At 73.1% G+C, this 21,961-nt stretch carries 15 protein-coding genes and 2 pseudogenes; 11 read left to right on the top strand and 6 right to left on the bottom strand.

From position 1 onward, the window contains the following. Nucleotides 1-108: 108 nt before the first annotated feature. The 10 genes and pseudogenes from ACYF6T_RS05025 to ACYF6T_RS04980 all read left to right on the top strand — a co-directional run bounded on the left by ACYF6T_RS05025 (nucleotide 109) and on the right by ACYF6T_RS04980 (nucleotide 15,332). Nucleotides 109-773: pseudogene (locus ACYF6T_RS05025) on the top strand (SDR family NAD(P)-dependent oxidoreductase). A gap of 95 nt (nucleotides 774-868) precedes the next feature. After that, nucleotides 869-2,314, top strand: a complete 1,446-nt coding sequence (locus tag ACYF6T_RS05020; RefSeq protein ID WP_461693702.1) for a glyceraldehyde-3-phosphate dehydrogenase — start codon at nucleotides 869-871, stop codon at nucleotides 2,312-2,314. Nucleotides 2,315-2,425: 111 nt separating this feature from the next. Further along, nucleotides 2,426-3,877 (top strand): purine-cytosine permease family protein, encoded by a 1,452-nt coding sequence (locus tag ACYF6T_RS05015; RefSeq protein WP_461693701.1) that lies wholly within the window; start codon nucleotides 2,426-2,428, stop codon nucleotides 3,875-3,877. 149 nt (nucleotides 3,878-4,026) lie between these two features. Beyond that, on the top strand, nucleotides 4,027-4,692 hold the full coding sequence (locus ACYF6T_RS05010; RefSeq protein ID WP_461693699.1) for a YceI family protein: 666 nt from the start codon (nucleotides 4,027-4,029) through the stop codon (nucleotides 4,690-4,692). Between the two features lie 201 nt (nucleotides 4,693-4,893). After that, the gene (locus ACYF6T_RS05005; RefSeq protein ID WP_461693697.1) at nucleotides 4,894-6,456 is read left to right on the top strand and encodes an acyl-CoA carboxylase subunit beta; all 1,563 of its coding nucleotides are present in this window, start codon (nucleotides 4,894-4,896) and stop codon (nucleotides 6,454-6,456) included. Nucleotides 6,457-6,491: 35 nt separating this feature from the next. Continuing rightward, nucleotides 6,492-8,210 (top strand): fatty acyl-AMP ligase, encoded by a 1,719-nt coding sequence (locus tag ACYF6T_RS05000; RefSeq protein ID WP_461693696.1) that lies wholly within the window; start codon nucleotides 6,492-6,494, stop codon nucleotides 8,208-8,210. Beyond that, on the top strand, nucleotides 8,207-12,130 hold the full coding sequence (locus tag ACYF6T_RS04995) for a beta-ketoacyl synthase N-terminal-like domain-containing protein (protein ID WP_461693695.1): 3,924 nt from the start codon (nucleotides 8,207-8,209) through the stop codon (nucleotides 12,128-12,130). The genes ACYF6T_RS05000 and ACYF6T_RS04995 overlap by 4 nt, the downstream gene beginning before the upstream one ends. A gap of 100 nt (nucleotides 12,131-12,230) precedes the next feature. Further along, entirely contained in the window at nucleotides 12,231-13,172 is a 942-nt protein-coding gene (locus ACYF6T_RS04990) for an alpha/beta hydrolase (RefSeq protein WP_461693693.1), read from the top strand. Nucleotides 13,173-13,294: 122 nt separating this feature from the next. Beyond that, complete coding sequence (locus tag ACYF6T_RS04985) at nucleotides 13,295-14,524, top strand: PucR family transcriptional regulator (RefSeq protein ID WP_461693691.1); 1,230 nt, start codon at nucleotides 13,295-13,297, stop codon at nucleotides 14,522-14,524. A 166-nt stretch (nucleotides 14,525-14,690) separates the two neighbouring features. Continuing rightward, a complete protein-coding gene (locus ACYF6T_RS04980) occupies nucleotides 14,691-15,332 on the top strand; it encodes a cutinase family protein (RefSeq protein WP_461693689.1) in 642 nt (213 codons plus the stop codon). Nucleotides 15,333-15,387: 55 nt separating this feature from the next. Here the strand turns inward: ACYF6T_RS04980 and ACYF6T_RS04975 are convergent, their stop codons facing one another. From ACYF6T_RS04975 to ACYF6T_RS04960, 4 genes are all read right to left on the bottom strand, one after another. Then, a complete protein-coding gene (locus ACYF6T_RS04975; RefSeq protein WP_461693729.1) occupies nucleotides 15,388-17,055 on the bottom strand; it encodes a hypothetical protein in 1,668 nt (555 codons plus the stop codon). Nucleotides 17,056-17,250: 195 nt separating this feature from the next. Beyond that, entirely contained in the window at nucleotides 17,251-17,412 is a 162-nt protein-coding gene (locus ACYF6T_RS04970) for a hypothetical protein (RefSeq protein WP_461693687.1), read from the bottom strand. A gap of 28 nt (nucleotides 17,413-17,440) precedes the next feature. Next, nucleotides 17,441-17,689 carry a hypothetical protein gene (locus ACYF6T_RS04965; protein WP_461693685.1) on the bottom strand — a complete coding sequence of 83 codons (249 nt, stop codon included), beginning with the start codon at nucleotides 17,687-17,689 and terminating at the stop codon, nucleotides 17,441-17,443. A 63-nt stretch (nucleotides 17,690-17,752) separates the two neighbouring features. Then, the gene (locus ACYF6T_RS04960) at nucleotides 17,753-18,553 is read right to left on the bottom strand and encodes an alpha/beta fold hydrolase (RefSeq protein ID WP_461693684.1); all 801 of its coding nucleotides are present in this window, start codon (nucleotides 18,551-18,553) and stop codon (nucleotides 17,753-17,755) included. A gap of 100 nt (nucleotides 18,554-18,653) precedes the next feature. Here ACYF6T_RS04960 and ACYF6T_RS04955 point away from each other — a divergent pair, with 100 nt between their 5' ends. Further along, a complete protein-coding gene (locus ACYF6T_RS04955) occupies nucleotides 18,654-19,529 on the top strand; it encodes an AraC family transcriptional regulator (RefSeq protein ID WP_461693683.1) in 876 nt (291 codons plus the stop codon). A 306-nt stretch (nucleotides 19,530-19,835) separates the two neighbouring features. Here the strand turns inward: ACYF6T_RS04955 and ACYF6T_RS04950 are convergent. Both ACYF6T_RS04950 and ACYF6T_RS04945 read right to left on the bottom strand, forming a co-directional pair. Next, nucleotides 19,836-20,089 (bottom strand): annotated as a pseudogene (locus tag ACYF6T_RS04950) (VOC family protein); the annotation flags it as partial. Between the two features lie 146 nt (nucleotides 20,090-20,235). Next, on the bottom strand, nucleotides 20,236-21,852 hold the full coding sequence (locus ACYF6T_RS04945) for an MFS transporter (protein ID WP_461693681.1): 1,617 nt from the start codon (nucleotides 21,850-21,852) through the stop codon (nucleotides 20,236-20,238). Between the last annotated feature and the right edge of the window lie 109 nt (nucleotides 21,853-21,961).

Below are 21,961 nucleotides of genomic sequence, written 5' to 3'. Positions count from 1 at the left end.
AGTACGGGAAGGGGGCCGGATCGTCTCGATGCCGGGCGCGCCGGGAGGCGGCGAGGAGTGCGAGGCTTCGGTGGAGGCCACCGTGCGCACCCCAGACGTGGAGAGACCATGACGACCATCGCCATCATCGGAGCGGGCCCGGGTCTGGGCGCCGCCGTCGCCCGCCGTTTCGGCCGCGAGGGGCACGCCGTGGCCCTCGTCGCCCGGGACGAGCGGCGGCTCGACGCGCTCGCCGGGGAGCTGACCGCCGAGGGCGTGACGGCGCGGGGTTTCCCGGCCGACGTGCGGGAGCCGAAGAGCCTCGCCGGGGCGCTGGAGGCGGCGTCCGGGGCCCTGGGCCCGTCGAGGTGCTGCAGTACAGCCCGGTGCCGCACCGGGACTTCATGCGTCCGGTCCTGGACACGGCCGCGGAGGACCTCGTGGGTCCGGTCGAGTTCTCCCTGTACGGCGCCGTGACGGCCGTGCGGCAGGTGCTCCCCGGCATGCGCGAGCGGGGCCGCGGCACCGTGCTGTTCGTCAACGGCGGCACCGCCGTCGTCCCGCACCCCGAGCGCGCGGGCACGTCGGTCGCGTTCGCCGCGGAGAGCGCGTACGGCCGCATGCTGCACGACACGCTCGCCGCCGGGGGCGTCCACGTGGCGCAGCTGATCATTCCCGGGGCGATCGTCCCCGGTCACCCCCGCAAGGACCCGGCGGTGCTGGCGCAGACCCTGTGGTCCCTGCACCGCGAGCGGCGCGGTTTCCGGCACTTCGCCGACGATCTGGACTCCTGAACCACCCGGTGCCGGCGCCTGACGTACCCCCGTTCGAGAGACCGAACCGGCATGGGTTTAACATATGAGCGCCTCCTAGCTCGAAAGATGGACCTGTGACTGTCAAGGACGACTCGTTCACCAACTGGAAGTTCCGCGAGGAGATCGCGGAGTCGATGATCCCGATCATCGGGAAGCTGCACCGCGAGCGGGACGTCACCGTCCTGCTGCACAGCCGCTCCTTGGTGAACAAGTCGGTGGTCAGCATCCTCAAGACCCACCGCTTCGCCCGGCAGATCGCCGGCGAGGAGCTCTCCGTCACCGAGACGCTGCCCTTCCTCAAGGCACTCGCCGCCCTCGACCTCGGTCCCTCGCAGATCGACATCGGCATGCTGGCGGCGACGTACAAGAGCGACGACCGGGGTCTGACGGTCGAGGAGTTCACCGCCGAGGCCGTCGCCGGCGCGACGGGCGCCAACAAGATCGAGGGCGGTGAGGGCCGCGACGTCGTCCTCTACGGCTTCGGCCGCATCGGACGCCTGGTGGCCCGGCTGCTGATCGAGAAGGCCGGTTCCGGCAACGGCCTGCGGCTGCGCGCGATCGTGGTGCGCGGCGGCGGCGAGCAGGACATCGTCAAGCGCGCCTCGCTGCTGCGCCGGGACTCCATCCACGGCCAGTTCCAGGGCACGATCACGGTCGACGAGGCCGGCAGCACGATCTTCGCCAACGGCAACGCGATCAAGGTGATCTACGCCAACGACCCGTCCGAGGTCGACTACACCGCGTACGGCATCAAGGACGCCATCCTCGTCGACAACACCGGCAAGTGGCGCGACCGCGAGGGTCTCGCGCAGCACCTGCGCCCCGGCATCGACAAGGTGGTGCTGACCGCGCCCGGCAAGGGCGACGTCCCCAACATCGTGCACGGCGTCAACCACGACACGATCAAGCCGGACGAGCGGATCCTGTCCTGCGCCTCCTGCACCACCAACGCGATCGTGCCGCCGCTGAAGGCGATGGACGACGAGTTCGGCGTGCGACGCGGCCACGTGGAGACCGTGCACTCGTTCACCAACGACCAGAACCTGCTGGACAACTACCACAAGTCCGAGCGCCGCGGCCGTTCGGCGCCGCTGAACATGGTCATCACCGAGACCGGTGCCGCCTCCGCCGTCGCCAAGGCGCTGCCCGACCTGAAGGCGCGGATCACCGGCAGCTCCATCCGGGTGCCGGTCCCCGACGTCTCGATCGCGATCCTGAACCTCCAGCTCGCCCGGGAGACCTCCCGCGCAGAGGTCCTCGACTACCTGCGCGAGGTGTCGCTGACCTCGCCGCTGCGCCGCCAGATCGACTTCATCACCGCCCCCGACGCGGTCTCCAGCGACTTCATCGGCTCCCGGCACGCCTCCATCGTCGACGCCGGCGCCACCAAGGTCGAGGGCGACAACGCGATCCTCTACCTCTGGTACGACAACGAGTTCGGCTACTCCTGCCAGGTCATCCGGGTCGTCCAGCACGTCTCCGGGGTCGAGTACCCGACCTTCCCGAGTCCGGCGGTCTGATCCCGCGCCTGGCGTACAAATGTCTGGTCAAGCGGTCGTGCCGACCGCTTGACCAGGCGTTTGCGGGGCATGAATGTGGCCACAGGGGTGGATCCGCACGCTGGAGGCGCCGTGACCACATCATCCGAACCCCGGCTCTCGGGCCTGGAGGTCCGCTCCATCGACTACGTGCCCCTGGACGAGCGCCACGGGAAGCTGTGGCATCTGGGCCCGCTGTGGTTCATGTCGAACGCGCAGATCGCCACCCTGGCGGTGGGTCTGATCAGCATCACCACGGGCGGCAACCTCATCTGGTCGCTCATCGCCATCGTCGCCGGCACCGTCCTCGGCACGTTCTTCATGGCGTTCCACTCGGCCCAGGGCCCGCAGCTGGGCCTGCCGCAGATGATCCAGTCCCGGCCGCAGTTCGGCTATGTCGGGGCCCTGCTGGTGTGGCTGTTCGCGTACGTGCAGTACGCGGGCTTCAACGTCTTCAACAGCATCCTGGCCGGCGAGGCCATGCACACCACCGTGCACGGCGGGGTCAAGCTGTGGGTGGTCGTGGTCACCGTGGTCGCGCTCGTCATCGCGCTGGTCGGCTACGACGTCATCCACAAGGCCGAACAGTTCCTGACGTACACCTTCCTGGTGATCTTCGGCGTCTTCACCGTGGGCGTGCTGGTCACCCTGCACTACCCGGCCGGCTCCTTCGACCTCGGCGCCTTCAAGTGGACGCCGTTCCTGGCCCAGTTCGGCGTGGTCGCCGGCTACCAGATCAGCTGGGCCATCTACGTCTCCGACTACTCCCGCTACCTCCCGCCGGGCGTGACGGTCCGCAAGACGTTCTACTGGACCTACTTCGGCTCGGCCCTCGGCGGCATCTGGCTGATGGTGCTGGGCACACTGCTCGCGGCCTGGGCGGGCAAGGACTTCGAGACGATCGCGTCGATCAACGCGGCCGGCGACAAGGTGTTCAGCGGATTCGGCGCGATCGTGCTGCTGTTCGCCGCGCTGGGCCTGGTGTCGGTCACCGCGCTGAACATGTACGGCGGCTCGCTCACCCTCATCAGCGCCATCGACTCCTTCAAACGCGTCCGTCCCACGCTGGGCGTGCGCCTGGTGACCATCGGTCTGACCGCGGCGCTCTCGGTGGTCGGCGCGCTGGCCGCCACGTCGAACTTCCTGGACAACTTCGAGAACTTCCTGCTGCTGATCCTCTACCTGTTCATCCCGTGGACCGCGGTGAACCTCATGGACTACTACGTCGTCCGCCGCGGCCACTACGCCATCGCAGAGATCTTCAACCCGCGCGGGATCTACGGCCGTTGGGGCTGGCACGGCATCATCGCCTACCTGGTGGGCTTCGCCGTGATGATCCCCTTCTTCTCCGTGGGCACCCTGTACACCGGCCCGGTCGCCGACGCGCTGGACGGCGCCGACATCTCCCTCTTCGTCGGCCTTCCGGTCTCCGCCGTCCTGTACTGGTGGCTGACCCGCTCCATCGACGTCGAGGCCGAACAGCGGCTGGCCGAGGCGGAGGCGGAGGAACTGGAGCAAGCGGCACACGAACACCGCGAGCCCTGACGGATATTGCGCATCGGGCTTTGTCGCCCTGCGTCCGCATACGCACACGGCGCCGATTCCGTGGCGAATATGTGGGGATTATGTTCGGGCCGGTGCGGGGCTTGAAGCATGCTTGCGGCAAAAACTCTCATGAAGTAACTACGTGAATCATGAACTTGTTCACCCGCGCTGCGTCCCTGCGCCGCCCGGCTCCCCCCGCCGCTCCACAATCCCCCACACACCCGCCGGTCTTCGCTCCCACCGGCTCCCACGATCACGACCCCGCTCTGGCCGCGCTCACCGGAGACTGGATGATCGACCCGGCGCACAGCCGGATCGGCTTCTCCGTCCGCCACGCCATGGTGACCACGGTCCGCGGGGCGTTCACCGAGTACGAGAGCAGGCTGCGCTTCGACGGACGCGATCCCTCCCGTTCCCGGGCCGAGATCGTGCTGTCCACCGCCAGCGTCGACACCGGTGTGGAACAGCGCGACGCGCATCTCGTCGGCCGCGACTTCCTGGATGCCAGGACGTATCCCCGTATGACGTTCTCCAGCACCGCCGTCGAACTCATGGGCAACGATGTCTATCGCATGACCGGCGATCTCACCATCAAAGCCGCCACGCGCCCGGTGGTGCTGGAACTCACCTACATAGGGCACGTCACCGATCCCTTCGGATACGAGCGGGTGGGATTCGACGGGACCACCACCATCAATCGTTCCGAATGGGGCCTGACCTACAACGCCCGTCTCGCGGAAGGCGGGGCCATGGTGAGCGAGAAAGTGCGCCTGCAATTCGACATCGCCGCGATCCGCACGGGGCCCGTCGCCTGACGGAACGAGCCGGGAACGTGCTCCGTGACCGCGGCCACGGAGCACGCCGCTCACACAGCACCGGCCATCCCCCCTCCCGCGTCCTTGTCACGGCCGGAGCAACGTGCCCGTCGCGGGACTCACCTCCCGCAAACAGAACGCCGAGCCTCCTGTTCCGCCTCGCGGTCGCTGCCATATTCGAAAGCCACTTCGGAGGTGGCTGTGACGCGAGATGCGACGACCTCACCGACGCGGGGCACGGCGACACGGGTGTCCGACCGCATCGCCGACCTGGACCGGCGCCGGGCGCGGGCAGTGGCTCCCGGCGGGCCGAGGAGACGTGGGCGGTTCGGCGCGCGCGAGCGCATCGCCCTGCTGCTCGACAAGGACTCCTTCACCGAGACCGGCCTGCTGGTCCGGGCCCGGCCCACCGGGGACGGCTCCGGGCGCCCGTACGGCGACGGGGTGGTGACCGGGCACGGCACGGTCGACGGCCGGCCGGTGTGCGTGTTCGCCCAGGACTCCACGGTCTTCGGCGGCAGCATGGGCGAGGCGTTCGGCGAGAAGACCGTGGCGCTGATGGAGCTCGCCCTCAAGATCGGCTGCCCGGTCGTCGGCCTCAACGACGGCGGCGGCGCCCGCATCCAGGAGGGCGTCGCCTCGCTCGCCCTCTACGCCGAACTGGTGCGCCGCAACGTGCGGGCCTCCGGTGTCGTCCCGCAGATCTCGGTCGTCCTCGGACCGTGCGCGGGCGGGGCCGCCTACTCGCCCGCCATCACCGACTTCACCGTCATGGTCGAGGGCGCCTCGCACATGTTCGTCACCGGACCCGACGTCATCGAGGCGGTGACCGGCGAGCGCGCCGCCGCCGAGGACCTGGGCGGCGCCCGCACCAGCAACACCGTCAACGGCAACGCCCACTTCCTCGCCGCCGACGAGGAGGACGCCCTCGACACCGTACGCGACCTGCTGTCGTACCTGCCCGCCAACAACCTCGACCGGCCACCCGAGTACGCTCCCGCGCCCCCGCCCGCCGGCATCCGGCTGGACGAGGTGGTGCCGGAGCGGCTCGGACAGGGCTACGACATGCGCGAGATCCTGCGCGCGGTCGTGGACGACGGCGAACTGCTCCAGGTGCACGAGCTGTTCGCGCCGAACATCGTCTGCGCGCTGGCCCGCGTGGAGGGACGCAGCGTCGGCGTGGTCGCCAACCAGCCGCTGCACGCGGCGGGCGTCCTGGACATCGACGCCTCCGAGAAGGCGGCCCGCTTCGTTCGGTTCTGCGACGCCTTCGGCATCCCCCTGCTGACCTTCGCCGACGTGCCGGGCTACCTGTCGGGCGTACGCCAGGAACGGGCCGGGATCATCCGGCGCGGCGCCAAACTCCTCTACGCCTACGCCGAGGCGACCGTCCCGAAGGTCACCGTGGTGGTGCGCAAGGCGTACGGCGGCGGCTACGCGGTGATGGGCTCCAAGCACCTGGGCGCCGACGTCAACCTGGCCTGGCCCACCGCCCGGATCGCCGTCATGGGCGCCGAGGGCGCGGTCGGCATCCTGCACCGCCGTGAACTGGCCGCCGCGGCCGACCCCGAGACGCTGCGCGCCGAACTCGTCGCCGCCTACGAGCGCACACACGGCACCCCCTACCTCGCCGCCGAGCGCGGCTACGTCGACGCCGTGATCGCCCCGCACGAGACCCGCGACCAGATCTGCCGCGCGCTCAGGGCGCTGCGCGGCAAGCGCGCCCCGATGCCGGAGCGCCGGCACGGCAACATCCCGCTCTGATCCGCCCCTGTCCGTGACGTGAGGAGCCACCCTCGATGGAGAGCCGCCGCCCCCTGCTCGCGCCCGCGTACCGGAGCCTTTCGGACTACGTGCGGCACTGGGCCGAACGCACCCCGGACCGCCGGGCGTTCACCGTCGTCGACCACCCCGCCCCGCACTCGCGCGGCGTCCACCGCACCCTCACCTGGCACCGTCTCGACGTGCGGGTGCGGGCACTGGCCACGCGGCTCGCCGAGGAGGCCGGGCCCGGGGAGCGGGTCGCGCTGCTGTGCCCGCAGGGAACGGAGTACGTCACCGCCTTCCTCGCGGCGCTCGCCGCCGGCCTGGTCGCCGTACCGCTGTATCCGCCCGGTCTGCCCGGGCAGGGGGACCGGCTCACGGCGGTCCTCGCCGACGCGCGCCCGGCGGTGGTGGTGACGACGAGCCGGGCCGCACAGGAGGTGCGCGCCCTGTGCCGGGGCTCCTCGGCGCGGATCGTGGTCGCCGACCGGGTGCCCGACGCGGCCGCCGGCGTCGGGCACCCGGTCACCCCGGACGAGTCGGCCGTCGCCTACCTCCAGTACACCTCCGGCTCGACCCGCACCCCGGCCGGTGTGGAGATCACCCACGCCAACGTCGTCGCCAACGCCCGCCAGGCGCTGACCGCCTACGGGGCCGACGCGCACCCGGTGACCTGTGTGGGCTGGCTGCCGCTGTACCACGACATGGGGCTGGTGCTGAGCGTGGCCGCCCCGGTGGTGCGGGGGCTGCTGTCGGTGCTGATGGACCCGGTGGACTTCCTGCACGAGCCGGTGCGCTGGCTGCGGCTGCTGGCCGCACATCCGCGCGCGGTGAGCGCGGCCCCCAACTTCGCCTACGACTACTGCGCTTCGGCCGTCCCCGAGGCCGACAAGGCCGGTCTGCGGCTGGACAAGGTCACCGCGCTGATCAACGGCAGCGAACCGGTGCGCCCCGGCACCGCCGACCGCTTCCACGCCGCCTTCGCCGCCCAGGGGCTCGCGCCGGTCACGCACTGTCCGTCGTACGGGCTGGCGGAGGCGACGGTCTTCGTCAGTGCCGCACGGCCGGGACAGCCGCTGCGCCGGTTCGCGCTCGACCGGGACGCCCTGGCCGCCGGCAAGGCGCTGCCGGCCCGGCCCGACGATCCGAGGGCCGTCCTGCTGGCGGGATGCGGCACGCCGGCCGGACAGCGGGTGCGGATCGCCGATCCCGTCAGCGGCGCCGAGCTGTCCGAGGGCGAGGTCGGCGAGATCCGGGTGCAGGGGCCCAACGTCGGGCGCGGCTACTGGGGCCAGCCGGAGCTCGGCCGGCGCGTCTTCGAGGACGGCTGGCTGCGCACGGGCGACCTGGGGACGGTGCTGGACGGGCAGCTGATCGTCACCGGCCGGCTGAAGGACCTCGTCGTCGTGGACGGCCGCAACCACTACCCGCAGGACGTGGAGGCCACCGTCCAGGAGACGCACCCGGCGGTGCGGCGCGACCGGCTCGCCGTCTTCGGGGTGCCGGGCGAGGCGGGCGAGCGGGTCGTCGTCGTGGCCGAGCACGCCCGCTCCACCAGCCTGGCCGAGATCGACGTACCAGCCCTGGTGCGGTCGGTGCGCGCGGCCGTGTCCGCCCGGCACGGGCTGCGGCTGGCCGACGTGGTGCTGGTGCCGCCGGGCACGGTGCCGCGCACCTCCAGCGGCAAGGTGTCACGGGCACTGACCCGGGAGCGGTACCTGGCGGGCGCGTACCCGGCGGTGAGCGCGCCGTGAGCGCCGCCGACGCGAACGGACTGCGCCGGCTGATCGCCGAACGGGTGGCCACCTGGAGCGGGCGCGCCGCCGGGGACGTCCCGATGGACCGGCCGCTGGCGGACCTCGGCATGTCCTCGCGGGACGCCGTCGTGCTGGCCGGAGACCTGTCGGCCGCCGTCGGCCGTGAGCTGCCGGCGACCCTGCTGTGGGAGGCGCCCACCGGTGACGCCCTGGTGGCGCACCTGTGCCGGCCGGCGCCGGAGCCCTCCCCCGAGGCGCCGTCGGTTCCGGGGTCGCCGGGTGAACCCGTGGCCGTCGTCGGGGTCGGCTGCCGGCTGCCCGGGGGCGTGCACGGACCGGGCGACTTCTGGCGGCTGCTGGTGGACGGCACCGACGCGATCCGCCGGGTCCCGGAGGACCGGTGGCGCGACTTCACCGCCTTCCCGCCCGCCGACGCGCCCCGCTACGGCGGTTACCTCGACGACATCGCCGGGTTCGACGCGGACTTCTTCCGCCTCACCCCGCGCGAGGCCGCCGTCATGGACCCGCAGCAGCGCATCCTGCTGGAGGTCGTCCAGGAGACCCTCGACCACGCCGCCGTCCCTGCCGCCTCCCTCGCCGGCACCGACACCGGCGTCTTCGTCGGCGTCTCGGCGCCCGAGTACGGCCAGCTGACCGGCGGGGACCCGGCCGCCGTCGACCCGTGGGCCCCGGCGGGCGCCGCGCTCAGTGCCGCCGCCGGGCGGCTGTCGTACGTGCTGGACGCGCGCGGGCCGAGCATGGCGGTGGACACGGCGTGCTCCTCGTCGCTGGTGGCCGTGCACCAGGCGTGCGTGAGTCTGCGCACCGGGGAGTGCGCCACGGCGATCGCGGCCGGGGTCAACGTGCTGCTGTCGCCCGCGGTGAGCGTCGCGTTCCGGCGGGCGGGTGCGCTCGCGCCGGACGGGCGGTGCAAGCCGTTCTCGACGGCGGCCGACGGCATCGGGCGGGGCGAGGGGTGCGCGGCCGTGCTGCTGAAGCGGCTGTCCGACGCGGAGCGGGACGGCGACCGCGTCCTCGCCGTCATCCGCGCCACGGCCGTCAACTCCGACGGCCGCTCCAACGGCCTCCTGGCGCCCAACCCCGCAGCCCAGCAAGCCCTGTTGCGGACCGCCTATCTGCGCGCCGGGCTCGCCCCGCACCTCGTCGACCACGTCGAGGCGCACGGCACCGGCACCCCGCTGGGCGACCCGATCGAGGCGGGCGCGCTGGGCGCCGTGCTCGGTGCCGGCCGCGATCCGGACCAGCCCCTGCTGCTGGGCTCCGTCAAGAGCAACCTGGGCCACCTGGAGGCCGCCGCGGGCATCGCCGGGCTGGTCAAGACGGTGCTGGCGCTGCACCACGACGTCGTGCCGCCGACGCTGCACTGCTCGGGGCGCGGCGCGGTGGACGACGTACGGCTGCGGGTGGTGACCGAGCCCGAGCCGTGGCCGCGCTACGCCGGCACGGCCACCGCCGGTGTCTCCGGGTTCGGCTTCGGCGGCACCAACGCCCATGTGGTGCTGGAGGAATGGCGGCCCGGCGTCCTGCCGCCGCCCGCGACCGAGGAGCCCGCCGCCCGCCTGTATCCGCTGTCCGACGTCGACCTCGCGCGCGTGCGGGACACCTCCGCCCGGCTCGCCGACTGGCTGGACACGCCCGAGGGGAGGGCCGCGCACCCGGCCGACGTGTGCCGCACGCTCGCCGGGCGCGCCGGGCGCGGGCCGGTGCGGGCCGCCGTGGTCGCCCGGGACCGCGACGAACTCGCCGACGGACTGCGGGCGTTGGCCGAGGGACGGCCCGACGCGCGGGTGGTGAGTGGCGAGCGTGAGCTGGTGGGGCACGGACCGGTGTGGATCTTCTCCGGGTACGGCAGCCAGTGGGTGGGCATGGGGCGCCGGCTGCTGGCCGAGGAACCCGCCTTCGCCGCCGCGGTGGAGAAGATCGACGCGGCGTGCGGGCTGTCCCTGTACGAGCATCTGGCCCGCGGCGGCCCCCTCGACCGGCTGGAGGTCGCCCAGCCCGTCCTGTTCGGCGTGCAGGTGGCGCTCGCCGAGCTGTGGCGCGCCCACGGCGTCGAACCCGCCGCCGTCATCGGCCACTCGGTGGGCGAGGTGGCCGCCGCGGTGTGCGCGGGCGCCCTGGACGTGCCGGACGCGACCCGGGTGGTCACCGCACGCGCCCGGCTGCTCGACCGGCTGCGCGGCGGCTCGATGGCCGTCGTCGACGTCGACGACGCCGAACTCGACGAGGTGGTGCGCGACTTCCCCGGCATCCAGGTCGCCGTGCACTCCTCCCCCCGGCAGAAGGTCGTCACCGGCGAGGAGGCCGAGGTGGCCCGGCTCGTCGCGGAGTGGGAGCGCCGGGGCAGACCGGCCCGCGCCCTGCGTGTCTCCGGCGCCGGCCACTCACCTCACGTCGACCCGCTGCTGCCGGAGTTGGCCGAGGCCCTGGCCGACGTGCGGGGCCGCCGGCCGCTCGTCCCCGTCTACTCCACCGTCCTCGACGACCCGCGCGGCGAGAGCCTCTTCGACGCCGCGCACTGGGCGGCGAACCTGCGCCGGCCGGTGCGCTTGGACCGGGCCGTCGCCGCGGCCGCCGCCGACGGTCACACCGCGTTCGTCGAGATCTCGCCCCACCCGGTCCTGACCCGGGCCGTCACCGACACCGCGCCCGGCGCCCTCGCCGTCGGCACGCTGCGCCGGGACGCCGACGACCCGGCCGCGTTCCTCGCCCAGGTGGGCGCCCTGTACGCGGCGGGACAGCGCCTGCCGCTGCCGCACGGCGCGGTCGCCGACCTGCCGCTGCCCCGCTGGCGGCACGGGCGGCACTGGTGGACGGACGGGCGGTCGGCGGCGCCGGCCGAGGCACCCGCGCCACCGCGGGACTCCTCCGTCGCCGCCCGCCTGTGCCACCACATCGCCGCCGTCACCGGCCATCCGCCCGCCCGCGTCACCCCGGCCACGGCGCTGACCGGCCTCGGCCTGGACTCCCTGATGGCGGTCCGCATACGCACCGCCCTGGAGGGCGAGTTCGGCGTCGACCTGTCTTTGCGCGACCTGCTCGGCGCCGGCACGGTGGGCGAGGTGGCCGCGCGGGTGGACCGGGCCCTCTCCCCCTTGCGCGTGCTGCGCGACACCGGCTCGCTCCCCCCGCTCTTCCTCGCCCACGCCGCCGGCGGCACCACCGACGTCTACCGGGCCCTCGTCGACCGGCTCGGCGGCGACCGGCCGGTGTACGGCCTGGAACGGATCGACGACGCCCGCACGGTGACCGAGAAGGCCCGCCGCTACGCCGAGGCCATCACCTCCCGCCACCCGAACGGGCCGCTGCTGCTGGGCGGTTGGTCCTTCGGCGGGTTCCTCGCCCAGGAGACCGCGCGGCAACTGACCGCGGCCGGGCGGGAGGTGCCGCTCGTCGTGCTCGTCGACTCCGTGCGGCCCCTGCCGCAGCCCGGCCGCACGCCGGCCGACCGCGTCCGCGACCACCTCACCGGCTTCGCCCGGCACGTCGCCGACGCCTACGGAGTCCGACTGGAGCTGCCGTACGACGCGTTGGTGGCGACGCAGGACGACGGCGAGCGCATCGACACCGTGCTGAGCGTGCTGCGCGAGGCCGCCGACGTGCCGGCCGCCGCCCTGGAGCACCAGCGCTCCTCCTACCTGGACCTCAGGATCGGCGAGGCGCACCGGCCGGGCCGCCACGACGGACCGGTGGTCCTGTACCGGGCCGCCGAGCCCGCCCCGCACACCGTGCGCGACCCCGCCTACGAGCGCGACGACGACACCCTCGGCTGGGACGAGGTGTGCCCGGACCTGACCGTCGTACGGGTCGCGGGGCACCACCTCTCGCTCCTCGATCCGCCGCACGTCGACGAGATCGCCGCGCATCTGCGGGAGTTCGCCGAGCGGGACCGCTGAGGCGCACGCCGACGCGACCAGGGACGTGCGAGAGCAGGGCCCATCCGCATGCCGAGTGGGCGCGGGTGCGCCCACCGAACACCCGATCCGAGGAGCCGCCATGACCCACCGCACCGCCCGAGTGTCCCGACGCGCCGTCACCAGGGCCGCCGCGGCCGCCGGCCTGACCGCCGTGTTCGGCGCGCGCGCCGCGGCCTCCGCCCGGGCCGCCACCCAGCTCGGCCCGCGCACCTTCGACGTCTCCGTGCCGTCGACTGCGCTGGGCCGTACCGCGCCGGTGCGGCTGATCCTGCCGTCCGACTTCGACGCCCGGTCCAGCCGGACCTACCCGGTCCTGTACCTGCTGCACGGCGCCCACGACGACTACACCTCCTGGACCCGGGAGACCGACATCGAGGCCTTCACCGCGGGCCGGGACCTGATCGTGGCGATGCCCGACGCCGGGCCCACCGGCATCCCCACCGCCTGGCGCGGCGGCCCCGACTACGAGACCTTCCAGCTCACGGAGGTCCCGGCGCTGCTCGCCCGCGACTACCGGGCCTCCGGTGTGCGCGCCGTCGCCGGGGTCTCCACCGGCGGCTACGGCGCCATGGCGCACGCGGCCCGCCACCCGGGCGCGTTCACCACGGCGGCCTCCTACAGCGGCATCCTCGACACCCTCTTCCCCGGCGTGCCCACGATCGTCGACGCCATCGTGGCCCGGGAGAACCTCTCGCCCCTGTCCCTGTGGGGCAACCCGGTGCTGAACCTGCTCACCTGGCGCGACTTCGATCCGCAGGCCCGGGCCGCGGGGCTGCGCGGCACCGCCCTGTACGTCTCCAGCGGCAGCGGGCTGGCCGGCGGCGCCGGGGACCTGCTGCCGGAGGCACTGGAGAGCGCCCTGTGGCCGTCGGCGCACAGCTTCACCGACACCCTCGCCCGGCTGGACATCCCGGTCACCACGCACTATTACGCGGGGGGAGGACACAGCTGGGCGTACTGGAAGGGTGAGTTCGCCGCCTCCTGGCCTATGCTCGCCGGTGCCCTGGGGGTGCCGGCGTGATGTCGGTGCCGTGGGGGCACGGAACGGGGCGCAGGGGTCGTCCGTCCAACACGGGACACCCCGCTCGCCCCACGGGCAACAGCGCGCGGGTGAGCCGGTTCCGGGTGAAAGGAGTGTCCGCGATGGCCGTCCCCACCCCGCAGGGTGTGCCGGACGGTCCGGCAGCCCTGCCGGTGCCGCCCGACCTCGCCGAACTGCTGCGCACCCGGTTGGAGACCGTCGCCGACGAGGTGGAGGAGGAGGTCCGCAGACAGGTCCCCGAGTACGCCCGCCCCGCCGACGGCACCTACCGGCGCAACCTGCGGGCCGGCGTCGTGCAGGCGCTGACCCTGTTCGTCGACCACATCGCCGACCCGCGCGGACAGGGCGACGCGATCGCGGCGACGTACTACGAACTCGGCCGCGGCGAGGCCCTGGAGGGCCGCAGTCTGGACGCCCTGCAGTCGGCGCTGCGGATCGGCGGGCTGCACGCCTGGCGGCTGATGGGCCGCACGGCGGAGGAGCTGGGGCTGGAGACCACGGTCGTGGCGGCCCTGGGAGAGCTGGCGTTCCGGACGGTGCACGAGGTCGCCGAGGCCGCCGCGGCCGGGTACGCGGAGGCCAGGCTGCGCAGCACGGACGAGCTGGAGCGCCGGCGCAGACGGCTGCTCGACCTGCTGCTGGACGACGGTCCGGTGTCCCGGGAGGCGGTGCAGGACCTGGCGCACGGCGCCCGCTGGCCGGTGCCGCGGCAGGTGGCCGTCGTGGCGCTCGCGGCCACGCCGGACGCGCGCGAGGAGGACCGGCCGCTGGCGGCGGCCGGGGCGCTGGTGGACATGGAGTCCCGGCCGCCGCGGATGCTGGTGCCCGATCCGGACGGCAGCGGCCGTTTCGGGGACCGGGCCTTCGCCCTCGCGCTGCGCGGCCGGCCGGCCGCGATCGGGCCGACGGTCCCGCTCGCCGAGGCCGCGCAGTCATTGCGCTGGGCCGCGCGGGCGCTGGGCCTGATGGGCCGCGGGATCCTGCCCCGGCACGGCGTGGTGCGCTGCGCCGATCACCTCTCCACGCTGCTGCTGCACAGCGACGAACCGCTGCTCGCCCAGGTCGAGGCCCGGGCGCTGGCGCCGCTGGAGCGGGTCTCCGAGACGCAGCGCGCCCGGCTGGCCGAGACGCTGCTGGCCTGGCTGCTCAGCGGCGGCAACGTGCCCGACGTCGCCGCCCGTCTGCACATCCACCCGCAGACGGTCCGCTACCGGCTGCGCCAGCTGGAGAAGCTCTTCGGCGAGGCCCTGCACGATCCGGACGCACGCCTGGAGTTGATATTGGCGCTGCGCGCCCAGGCACTGCGGGGGCCGGAAAGGCCGACCGCGTAGGCATTTCACCGGAGCCGGTCCGCGCCGGAATCCGGGGCTCACTCCGGCAACAAAACTCGCGGGTTTTCTGAATTTCCGTCCATCACACCCGACCCGCTCCCGCGCTTACGTTCAGGGCGTCCTTTTCCGCAGGCGCACCACGCGCCCGACCCGCGAAGGATCCCCCATGCGTATCCGCTTGTGCCTCGCCGCGCTCTCGCTGGCCGGCGGGGCCGGACTGGCCACCCTCTCCTCCCCCACCGCCTCGGCCGCCACCTGCTCGGACATCCAGGTCGTCGCGGCTCGCGGCACCTTCGAGCCGGGCACCCTCGGCGCGATCGTCGGCGACCCGGTCTATTCCGCGCTGCAGAAGAGAATCACGGGCCGCAGTCTCTCCAGCTACGCCGTGAACTATCCCGCGGACCTTTCCCTCACCTCCGCCGCCCAGGGCAATGCGGACCTGGTGAACCACGTCAACAGCCAGGCGGCCGCCTGCCCGAGTCAGCGTTTCGTTCTCGTCGGCTATTCGCAGGGCGCGAACGTGGTCGACAATTCCCTCGGCATCAGCAGTGACGGCGCGGTGGTCGGCAGCCCGATCGTGGCCACGCTGCCCGCCACGGTCGAGCCGAGGGTGGCCGCGGTGCTGCTGTTCGGCAACCCGATCCGCGCTCTCGGCAAGAGCGTGACCGGCACCTACCAGAGCCGCACCATCGACTTCTGCGCCCAGGGCGACCCGATCTGCCAGAGCGGCGGCACCGACGTCCTCGCGCACCTCGGCTACACCGCCGACGCCGACGCGGCGGCCGCGTTCGCCGCGGGCAAGGTCTGACGCAGCGTCACGAGCACGTCTGGGCCCGGGAGTCCGTCTCCCGGGCCCTTCGGCGTTACGGCTGCCGCGGTGATCCGGCGAAGCGGGCGAGGTTCGTGGAGACGGGCTCGGGCAGGCCGTTGTTCTGGACCGGTGCCGCGGTGAGCACGTCCAGGTGCTGGTAGCCGTCGGCGACCACGGGGTGCAGGTCGGACGGGATGCGGCCGGCGAGCAGTCCGTCGCCGGCGAGCACCGTGAGCGTGGGGTCGGCGGTCAACCCCTGCGGGTGGACGACGAGTTGCCTGATCTGGGGCGAGGCGGCGAACTCCAGGTCGGTGACCAGCTTGGTCGGGAAGTACTGCTCGGTGAAGTCCAGCGGCTGCTCGGCCAGGCTGCGGGCCAGCTCCCGGATGTCGGTGACCTCCTTGCCCGCGTCGGTGAACGGGGTGCCGTCGGCCGACCGGTAGCCGGGGTCGTCGGCGTCGCCGACACGGTCGTAATCGCGCCATGTGTAGAGCGGCCCGTGCGGCCGGCCCGGGATCGCCTTGTACGCGACACCGAAGAGCGCGGGCTGCTGTCCGCCGCCGTTGGCGACGGGGAAGTTCTTGTCGGCGATCGGGCCGCCGTCGAAGAAGCCGACGCTGGTCTGGAGGAAGGCGAGGGGTACGGAGTTGTCGTCCATGAGCGCGCCGAGCACCGCGTCGTTGGTGAGGCGGAAGTCCTTGACGGCGGGGGTGCCGGTGACGAACGCGGTGGTGTCCTTGGAGAACAGGAAGCGGTTGGTCGCCTCTATGTTGGCGTTGACGGGCAGATAACCCGGCAGGTCCGCCTCGCCGTCGGGGTCCCGTAGCGCGCCCAGGCCGGCGATGGCGAGCAGGGTCATGGTCTCGGGGTTGAGCAGGACGGGTGCGGACAGCGCGCGCGGCAGCACCCCGCTGTCGAGCCCGGCCTGTACGGCCGTGTAGCCGAGGCCGACGTCGGGCAGGCCGGTGTCGTCGGGCAGGCTGCCGCCGAGGTCGGCCAGGGAGGTGGAGACGGTGGTGTCGAGGGCGAAGTAGCCCGCGCACTGGTTGTATCCGGCGTCGGCGGTGGTGGCGGGGTCCCCGTCGAAGTCGGCGGTCGCGAAGTAGCCGGTGATCACACCGCCCAGCGAGTGCCCGCCGCACAGCACCTTCCGCTTGCGTACGCCCGGGTCGGGCAACTCGGCCGTGAGCAGGTCGTGTTCGTCCCGGACCGTCTGCTCGATGCCGAGTTTCGCCAGCCATCCCAGCTGCCCGTTGCCCGCGTACCCGGCGAAGGTGCGCCCGTCGACCCGCTTGCCCCGGTAGTAGTAGTCGACGGCCGTGTGCTGGTCGCCGGAGGCGATGCCGGTGCGGTCCTCCAGGCAGTTCGAGCGCCGGTCCAGGGCCCAGAACTCGACGTGCAGGCCCTGCTCGGCGGCCCGGGCGACGGTGTTGCGGGCGACGCTGTCGAAGGCGCCGGCGCCTTCCAGGATGCCCGGCTGCGCGAGGAGCACCCGGTCCGCGTCGGCGGACGTTCGGGGGCCGTCGGAGGCGCGGTAGCGCAGGTACGACAGCCAGTCGCAGGCCGCCGGGCGGGCTCCGAAGGAGGCGGGCAGCGGCACCCTGACCCGCACCACCGACTCGGTCACCCCGCCCGTCGTCCCGACGACCGTCTCGCCGCGCGCGTCCTGGCCCCGCGCGTCGGGCGCGGCCGCGGTGAGCGCGCCGGCGGTCAGCAGCACGGCCAGCGCGGTGCCGCGCCACGCGCCGGGCCTGCTGATGCGTTGCCTGCCGCTTGCTGTGCCGGTTCGTGTGCTGTGACTCGTGTCCATGGCCGGACCGTAGGACCGCGGGGTCCGTGCGATCCGGCGGTGCTCACAAAGACTCAGCTCCCGGTGGCGCCTTTGTCACGCAGTCCCAAGACGCCGTCCCCCGGGTCACTTCTCCTCGAAGTCCTCGGGGCTCACGCCGGCTTCCTCCATCGCCTCGCGGACGGTGCGTCCCGTCCCTCCCTGCGAGGTGTTCTCGGCGGCCTGCCGCTCGGCCAGGACGTCGTCCGTGGTCTCCGTCTTGGGCCGGTTCTCCTCGGGCACGGTCATGACGACTCCTCTCGTTCCCGGTGGGGGGTCAGTGCTGGTCGGGGTCGGCCTCGTCGGGGCCGCTGCCGGTGCGGCTGGGCTGGCCGCCGCCGGTGGTCCCGTAGCCGCCGGGCACACCGGGCACGCTGTCGGCGTCCGCCTCCTCGCGGGAGATGTGCCGGGTCGCGCGCACGTTGGACCGCCGTTCCGGATAGGGGTAGTCGAACGGCCGCGCCGCCGCGCGTTCCTCCTCGGCCTTGCTGATGTCGGACTCGGGGTTGTGGTCGTGCTCCGTCATGGGGTGCGGGTTACCCGAGGGGCGCACGCCATGCGCGGATGTCAGGTCCGGGGGTGCGGGATGTCAGGTCCGGGGGTGCGCGAGGAGGTCCCGCAGGGCCTTGGCGACGGCTTCGGGGGCTTCCGCGGGCAGGAGGTGGCCGGCCGCCGGGACCGTGGTCAGGGTCGCCCGCGGGAGATGCGGCAGGAGGTGCTCGCGCAGGACGGACGGCGGTTCGACCACGTCGTGCTCCGCGGCCAGCACGGTCACGGGTACGTCGATGGCGCGTACGGCGTCCGTGATGTCGTGGGCGATGCCGCGCAACGGCCACTCCCGCCGGGCCTCGGCGCCGGAGGCGAGGCTGTCCCGCAGCACCGTCGCGCGGACGGCTTCGGGCAGCGGCGTAGCGGTCAGGACGTGGTCGAGGGCGTGGGCGACCGTCTCGGGCGAGTCGTACGCGTGGGACAGGCCCTGGCGGTACTCCTCGGTCACCGTGGCGGGCGGCCGCGGCGGCGCGGGCGCGACGAGCACCAGGCCGACCAGTCCGGCGGGCCTGCGGGCCGCGACGAGCTGGCTCGCCTTGCCGCCCATCGAGTGCCCCACCAGCACATACGGCCCCAACGCGCACGCTTCGGCCACGCGGGCCAGGTCGTCGGCCAGCTGGTCGAGGTGGTAGGGCCCGGGCAGCGCCCGCGAGGTGCCCCAGCCGCGCTGGTCGAAGCGGACCGTCGCCTGCTCGGGCGGCAGGTGGCCGAGCACGCCGTTCCAGGTGTCGGCGGAGCCGCCCCAGTAGTGGGCGAACACCAGCGCCGGGCCGCTCCGGCCGCCGACACGCGCGTCCAGGACCCCGCCCGCCACGGGCACCCGGATTGTGGTTTCCGTCATGATCACGCCTTTCGTCGAATGACCTGGCATGCTGGCCAGGCGCACGTTCGACGGTATGAGGAGGCAGGTCGGTCCCCCGGTGAAAAGAGACCCGGCTGTTGTGGAAAACGGACACGCCGCGGTACGGCAGCTGCGCTACCTGCCCGCCGTCGGATCGCCGTACGGCGTGGAGGTCCTCGACTTCAACGCACTGCGCGCCATGGACACCGAGCGCCACCGGGTCCGGCCGCAGCGCCCCGACTTCCACGTCCTCGCCCTGGTCGCGTCCGGCACCGGCGGCCACGAGGCGGACTTCCACCGCTACCGGCTGACGGAGGGAAGCGCGGTGTGGATCCGGCCCGGCATGGTGCACCGCTGGAGCGACGTCGACGCCTGCGACGGCCCTCTGGTCCTCTTCCGGCCCGGCTTCCTGCCCGGCTTCACGGAAGCCGAGGCCACCGCCCCCGCCTGCTGGCACCTCGGCCCGCAGCAGCGGGACCTCGCCCTGCTCGCGGCCGGGCACCTCGCCCGCGAGCACGACGCGGCGGCCACCACACCGCGCCTGGCGTCCGCCGCCCTGCTCTCCCACCTGCTGGCCGCCCTGCTCCTGCGGGCCCTGCCCGACACACCGGCCCCGGCCGACGCCGCCCCGGCCGGCGACCGGTCCACGCAGGTGTTCCGCGCCTACCGGGCCGCCGTCGAGGACCACTTCACCGACTGGCACCAGGTCGCCGACTACGCGCGGGCCCTGGGATACGACGTGCGCACCCTCACGCGGGCGACCCGTGCCGCCGCCGGCATCGGCGCCAAGACCTTCCTCGACCAGCGCATCCTGCTGGAGGCCAGGAGACTGCTCGCCCACACCGACCTGCCGGTCGCCGCCTGCGCCCACCGCCTCGGTTTCCGGGACGTCGGCAACTTCACCACCTTCTTCCGGCGTCAGGCCGCCCTGCCCCCCGCCGCCTGGCGCGCGGCACACGGCGGGGCCGTGTCCTGAGCCGTTCGGCAACCTCAAGTGCATCGTCGCCGCCGGCCTCGTCGGCACCGCCATCGAGTGGTACGACACCTCGTTCGACCGGGGCGAGGTCGGTTGCCGCTCGCGGGAGGCCGGAGCAGATCAGGTCGAGCAGCGTCATGCCGTCGGTGAAGGGACGTATGGCGGCACCGTCCCTCACGCCGCAGTGGCGGCGGCCCTGATACGCGTACGTGGCGAAGCGCATGGGGGCTCCAAGGGGCCGGGCCGGGGGCGCGGCGGGCACCAGGGCCATGAGCGGGGCATCGCCGCGCCCCGGAGTAGGGAGGATCAGACCGGCGGAGCGATGAAGCAGCCGCGGTCGGGGGCGTTGAAGAACTCCTTGGCGACCAGTCCGTTCATGGGGTTGGCCGTGCCCCACTGGTCGGCCGCGCAGTGGCGGCCGGGGCCCCAGACCTCGTGCACCCGGCGCGCAGCAGTCGGCCGGTGCCGCGCATGCACTCGTCGATGCCGCGCATCTCGAAGGAGATGCGGTGCAGGGAGGTGTGCGGCCCCTTGGCGATGGCCATGGAGTGGTGCTGGTTGCAGTTCACCGGCGCGGCCGCCCGCGTGGCCGCCAAGGTCCTCACCCGCGTCGGACGTCCGCTTCCGCCCGCCGTCGAGACCCTGGCCGCCGCCAACGGCCGTGCGCCGCTCAAGGCACGGCCCGTTCTCGGGGGACGCGTGTGGCTCAGCCGGCGTCCACGGTCTCGGTCTGCTTCTCGGTGGCCGGCGTCGCTTCTGCCTCACCGTGCTGGGTGGTGTGCTTGCGGCCGGGCAGGACGGCGATGACGATCAGGGTGCCGGCGGCCATGATGATGCCGCCGATGAGGCTGGTGTGGGCGATGGCGTGGGCGAAGGACTCGTGGACCGCTCCGAGCAGGGTCTGGGCCTGCTCGGCGCCGCCCTGGGGGTTCTTGGCGACCTGCTCGGCGACCGCGATGCCGCCGCCGACGGAGTCCTTGGCGGTGTCCATGGCCTCGGCCGGGAGGTGGCCGCCGACCAGGTCGGTCAGCTTGTCCTTGTAGGAGGTGGCCAGCAGCGAGCCGAGGATGGCGATGCCCAGGGCGCCACCCAGTTCCAGCGCGGTGTCGTTGGCGCCGCCGCCGACGCCCAGCTCGTCCTCGGGGAAGGAGCCCATGATGGTGTCGGTGGCCGGGGACAGGCTCAGGCCGATGGCGAACCCGAGCAGCAGCAGGGGCGCCAGGAAGTCGGTGTAGGTCGAGCCCGACTCGACCTGCGTGAGCAGGAAGACGCCCGCAGTGCCGATCACCATGCCGGTGCCCACGACCAGCTTCACGCCCAGCTTCGGAGCCAGCTTGCCGGTGACCGCGGCGCCGACGAACACCGCACCGGCCAGCGGCAGCAGGCGGATGCCGGTCTCCAGGGCGTCGTAGCCGAGGACGAACTGCAGGAACTGGGTGGAGTAGTAGATCGAGCCGAAGGTGCCGAAGAAGAAGAACAGCACCGCCATCATGGAGCCGCTGAAGGGACGCTCGGTGAACTTGCGCACGTTGAGCATGGGGTTGGGGTGCCTCAGCTCCCAGGCGACGAAGGCCGGCAGGCCCACGCCGGCGACGACGGCCGCGGTGATCGGGCCGGCGCCCCAGCCGAAGTGCGGGCCCTCGATGGTCGCGTAGACCAGGGAGCCGACCGACACGATCGACAGCAGACCGCCGACGTAGTCGATGCGGCCCATGCCCTCCGCCTTCGACGGCGGCACCAGCAGCAGCGCGCCGACGACGCCGAGGACGGCGACGGGGACGTTCATCAGGAAGGTGGAGCCCCAGGCGTGGTCCTCCAACAGCCAGCCGGCGGCCAGCGGACCGGCGGCGATGGCGAGGCCGGAGGTCGCCGACCAGGCGGTGACGGCCCTGGCGCGCTCGGCGCGCGGGAAGATCGCGACCAGCAAGGAGAGGGTGGCCGGCATGACGACGGCGGCACCCACGCCCATGATCGCGCGGGCGGTGATGACGAGGTTCGTCTCGTCGACCAGGCCGCCCATCACCGAACCTCCGGCGAAGATCAGCAGGCCGAGGACGAGGGCGCCGCGGCGGCTGTACTTGTCGCCGATCGCGCCGAGCACGAGCATCAGCGCGGCGTAGGGGACGGTGTAGCCGTCGATGACCCACTGCAGGTCACTGCTGGACAGCCCCAGGTCCTTGGTCATGTCCGGGGCGGCCACGACCAGTGACGTGTTCGCCATGACCACGATCAGCAGGCTCAGGCACAGGACCAGCAGGGCCCACCAGCGGCGGGGATAGGGCTCGGTCATCTTCTCGACGGGTGTGTTCGGAAAGAGCGGCATCGTCAGGCTCCTCGGCAGGAGGGAAGCGCAGGCTTCGGGGGTGCGGAATCGACGGGATCGGTGCACGCGGGGCCACGAGGAGGCCCGGCATCGAGAGCAATTAATTGCT

The sequence above is a fragment of the Streptomyces sp. 7R007 genome (assembly GCF_054850255.1).
The sequence above is the reverse complement of the archived record's forward strand: the minus strand, read 5'-3'. Positions and strand labels throughout refer to the sequence as shown.

Coding starts and splice junctions, on each gene's coding strand:
- ACYF6T_RS05010 (WP_461693699.1), top strand. CDS start 4,027: ATGAACTTGTTCACCCGCGCTGCGTCCCTGCGCCGCCCGGCTCCCCCC.
- ACYF6T_RS05000 (WP_461693696.1), top strand. CDS start 6,492: ATGGAGAGCCGCCGCCCCCTGCTCGCGCCCGCGTACCGGAGCCTTTCG.
- ACYF6T_RS04990 (WP_461693693.1), top strand. CDS start 12,231: ATGACCCACCGCACCGCCCGAGTGTCCCGACGCGCCGTCACCAGGGCC.
- ACYF6T_RS04985 (WP_461693691.1), top strand. CDS start 13,295: ATGGCCGTCCCCACCCCGCAGGGTGTGCCGGACGGTCCGGCAGCCCTG.
- ACYF6T_RS04980 (WP_461693689.1), top strand. CDS start 14,691: ATGCGTATCCGCTTGTGCCTCGCCGCGCTCTCGCTGGCCGGCGGGGCC.
- ACYF6T_RS04970 (WP_461693687.1), bottom strand. CDS start 17,412: ATGACCGTGCCCGAGGAGAACCGGCCCAAGACGGAGACCACGGACGAC.
- ACYF6T_RS04965 (WP_461693685.1), bottom strand. CDS start 17,689: ATGACGGAGCACGACCACAACCCCGAGTCCGACATCAGCAAGGCCGAG.
- ACYF6T_RS04960 (WP_461693684.1), bottom strand. CDS start 18,553: ATGACGGAAACCACAATCCGGGTGCCCGTGGCGGGCGGGGTCCTGGAC.
- ACYF6T_RS04945 (WP_461693681.1), bottom strand. CDS start 21,852: ATGCCGCTCTTTCCGAACACACCCGTCGAGAAGATGACCGAGCCCTAT.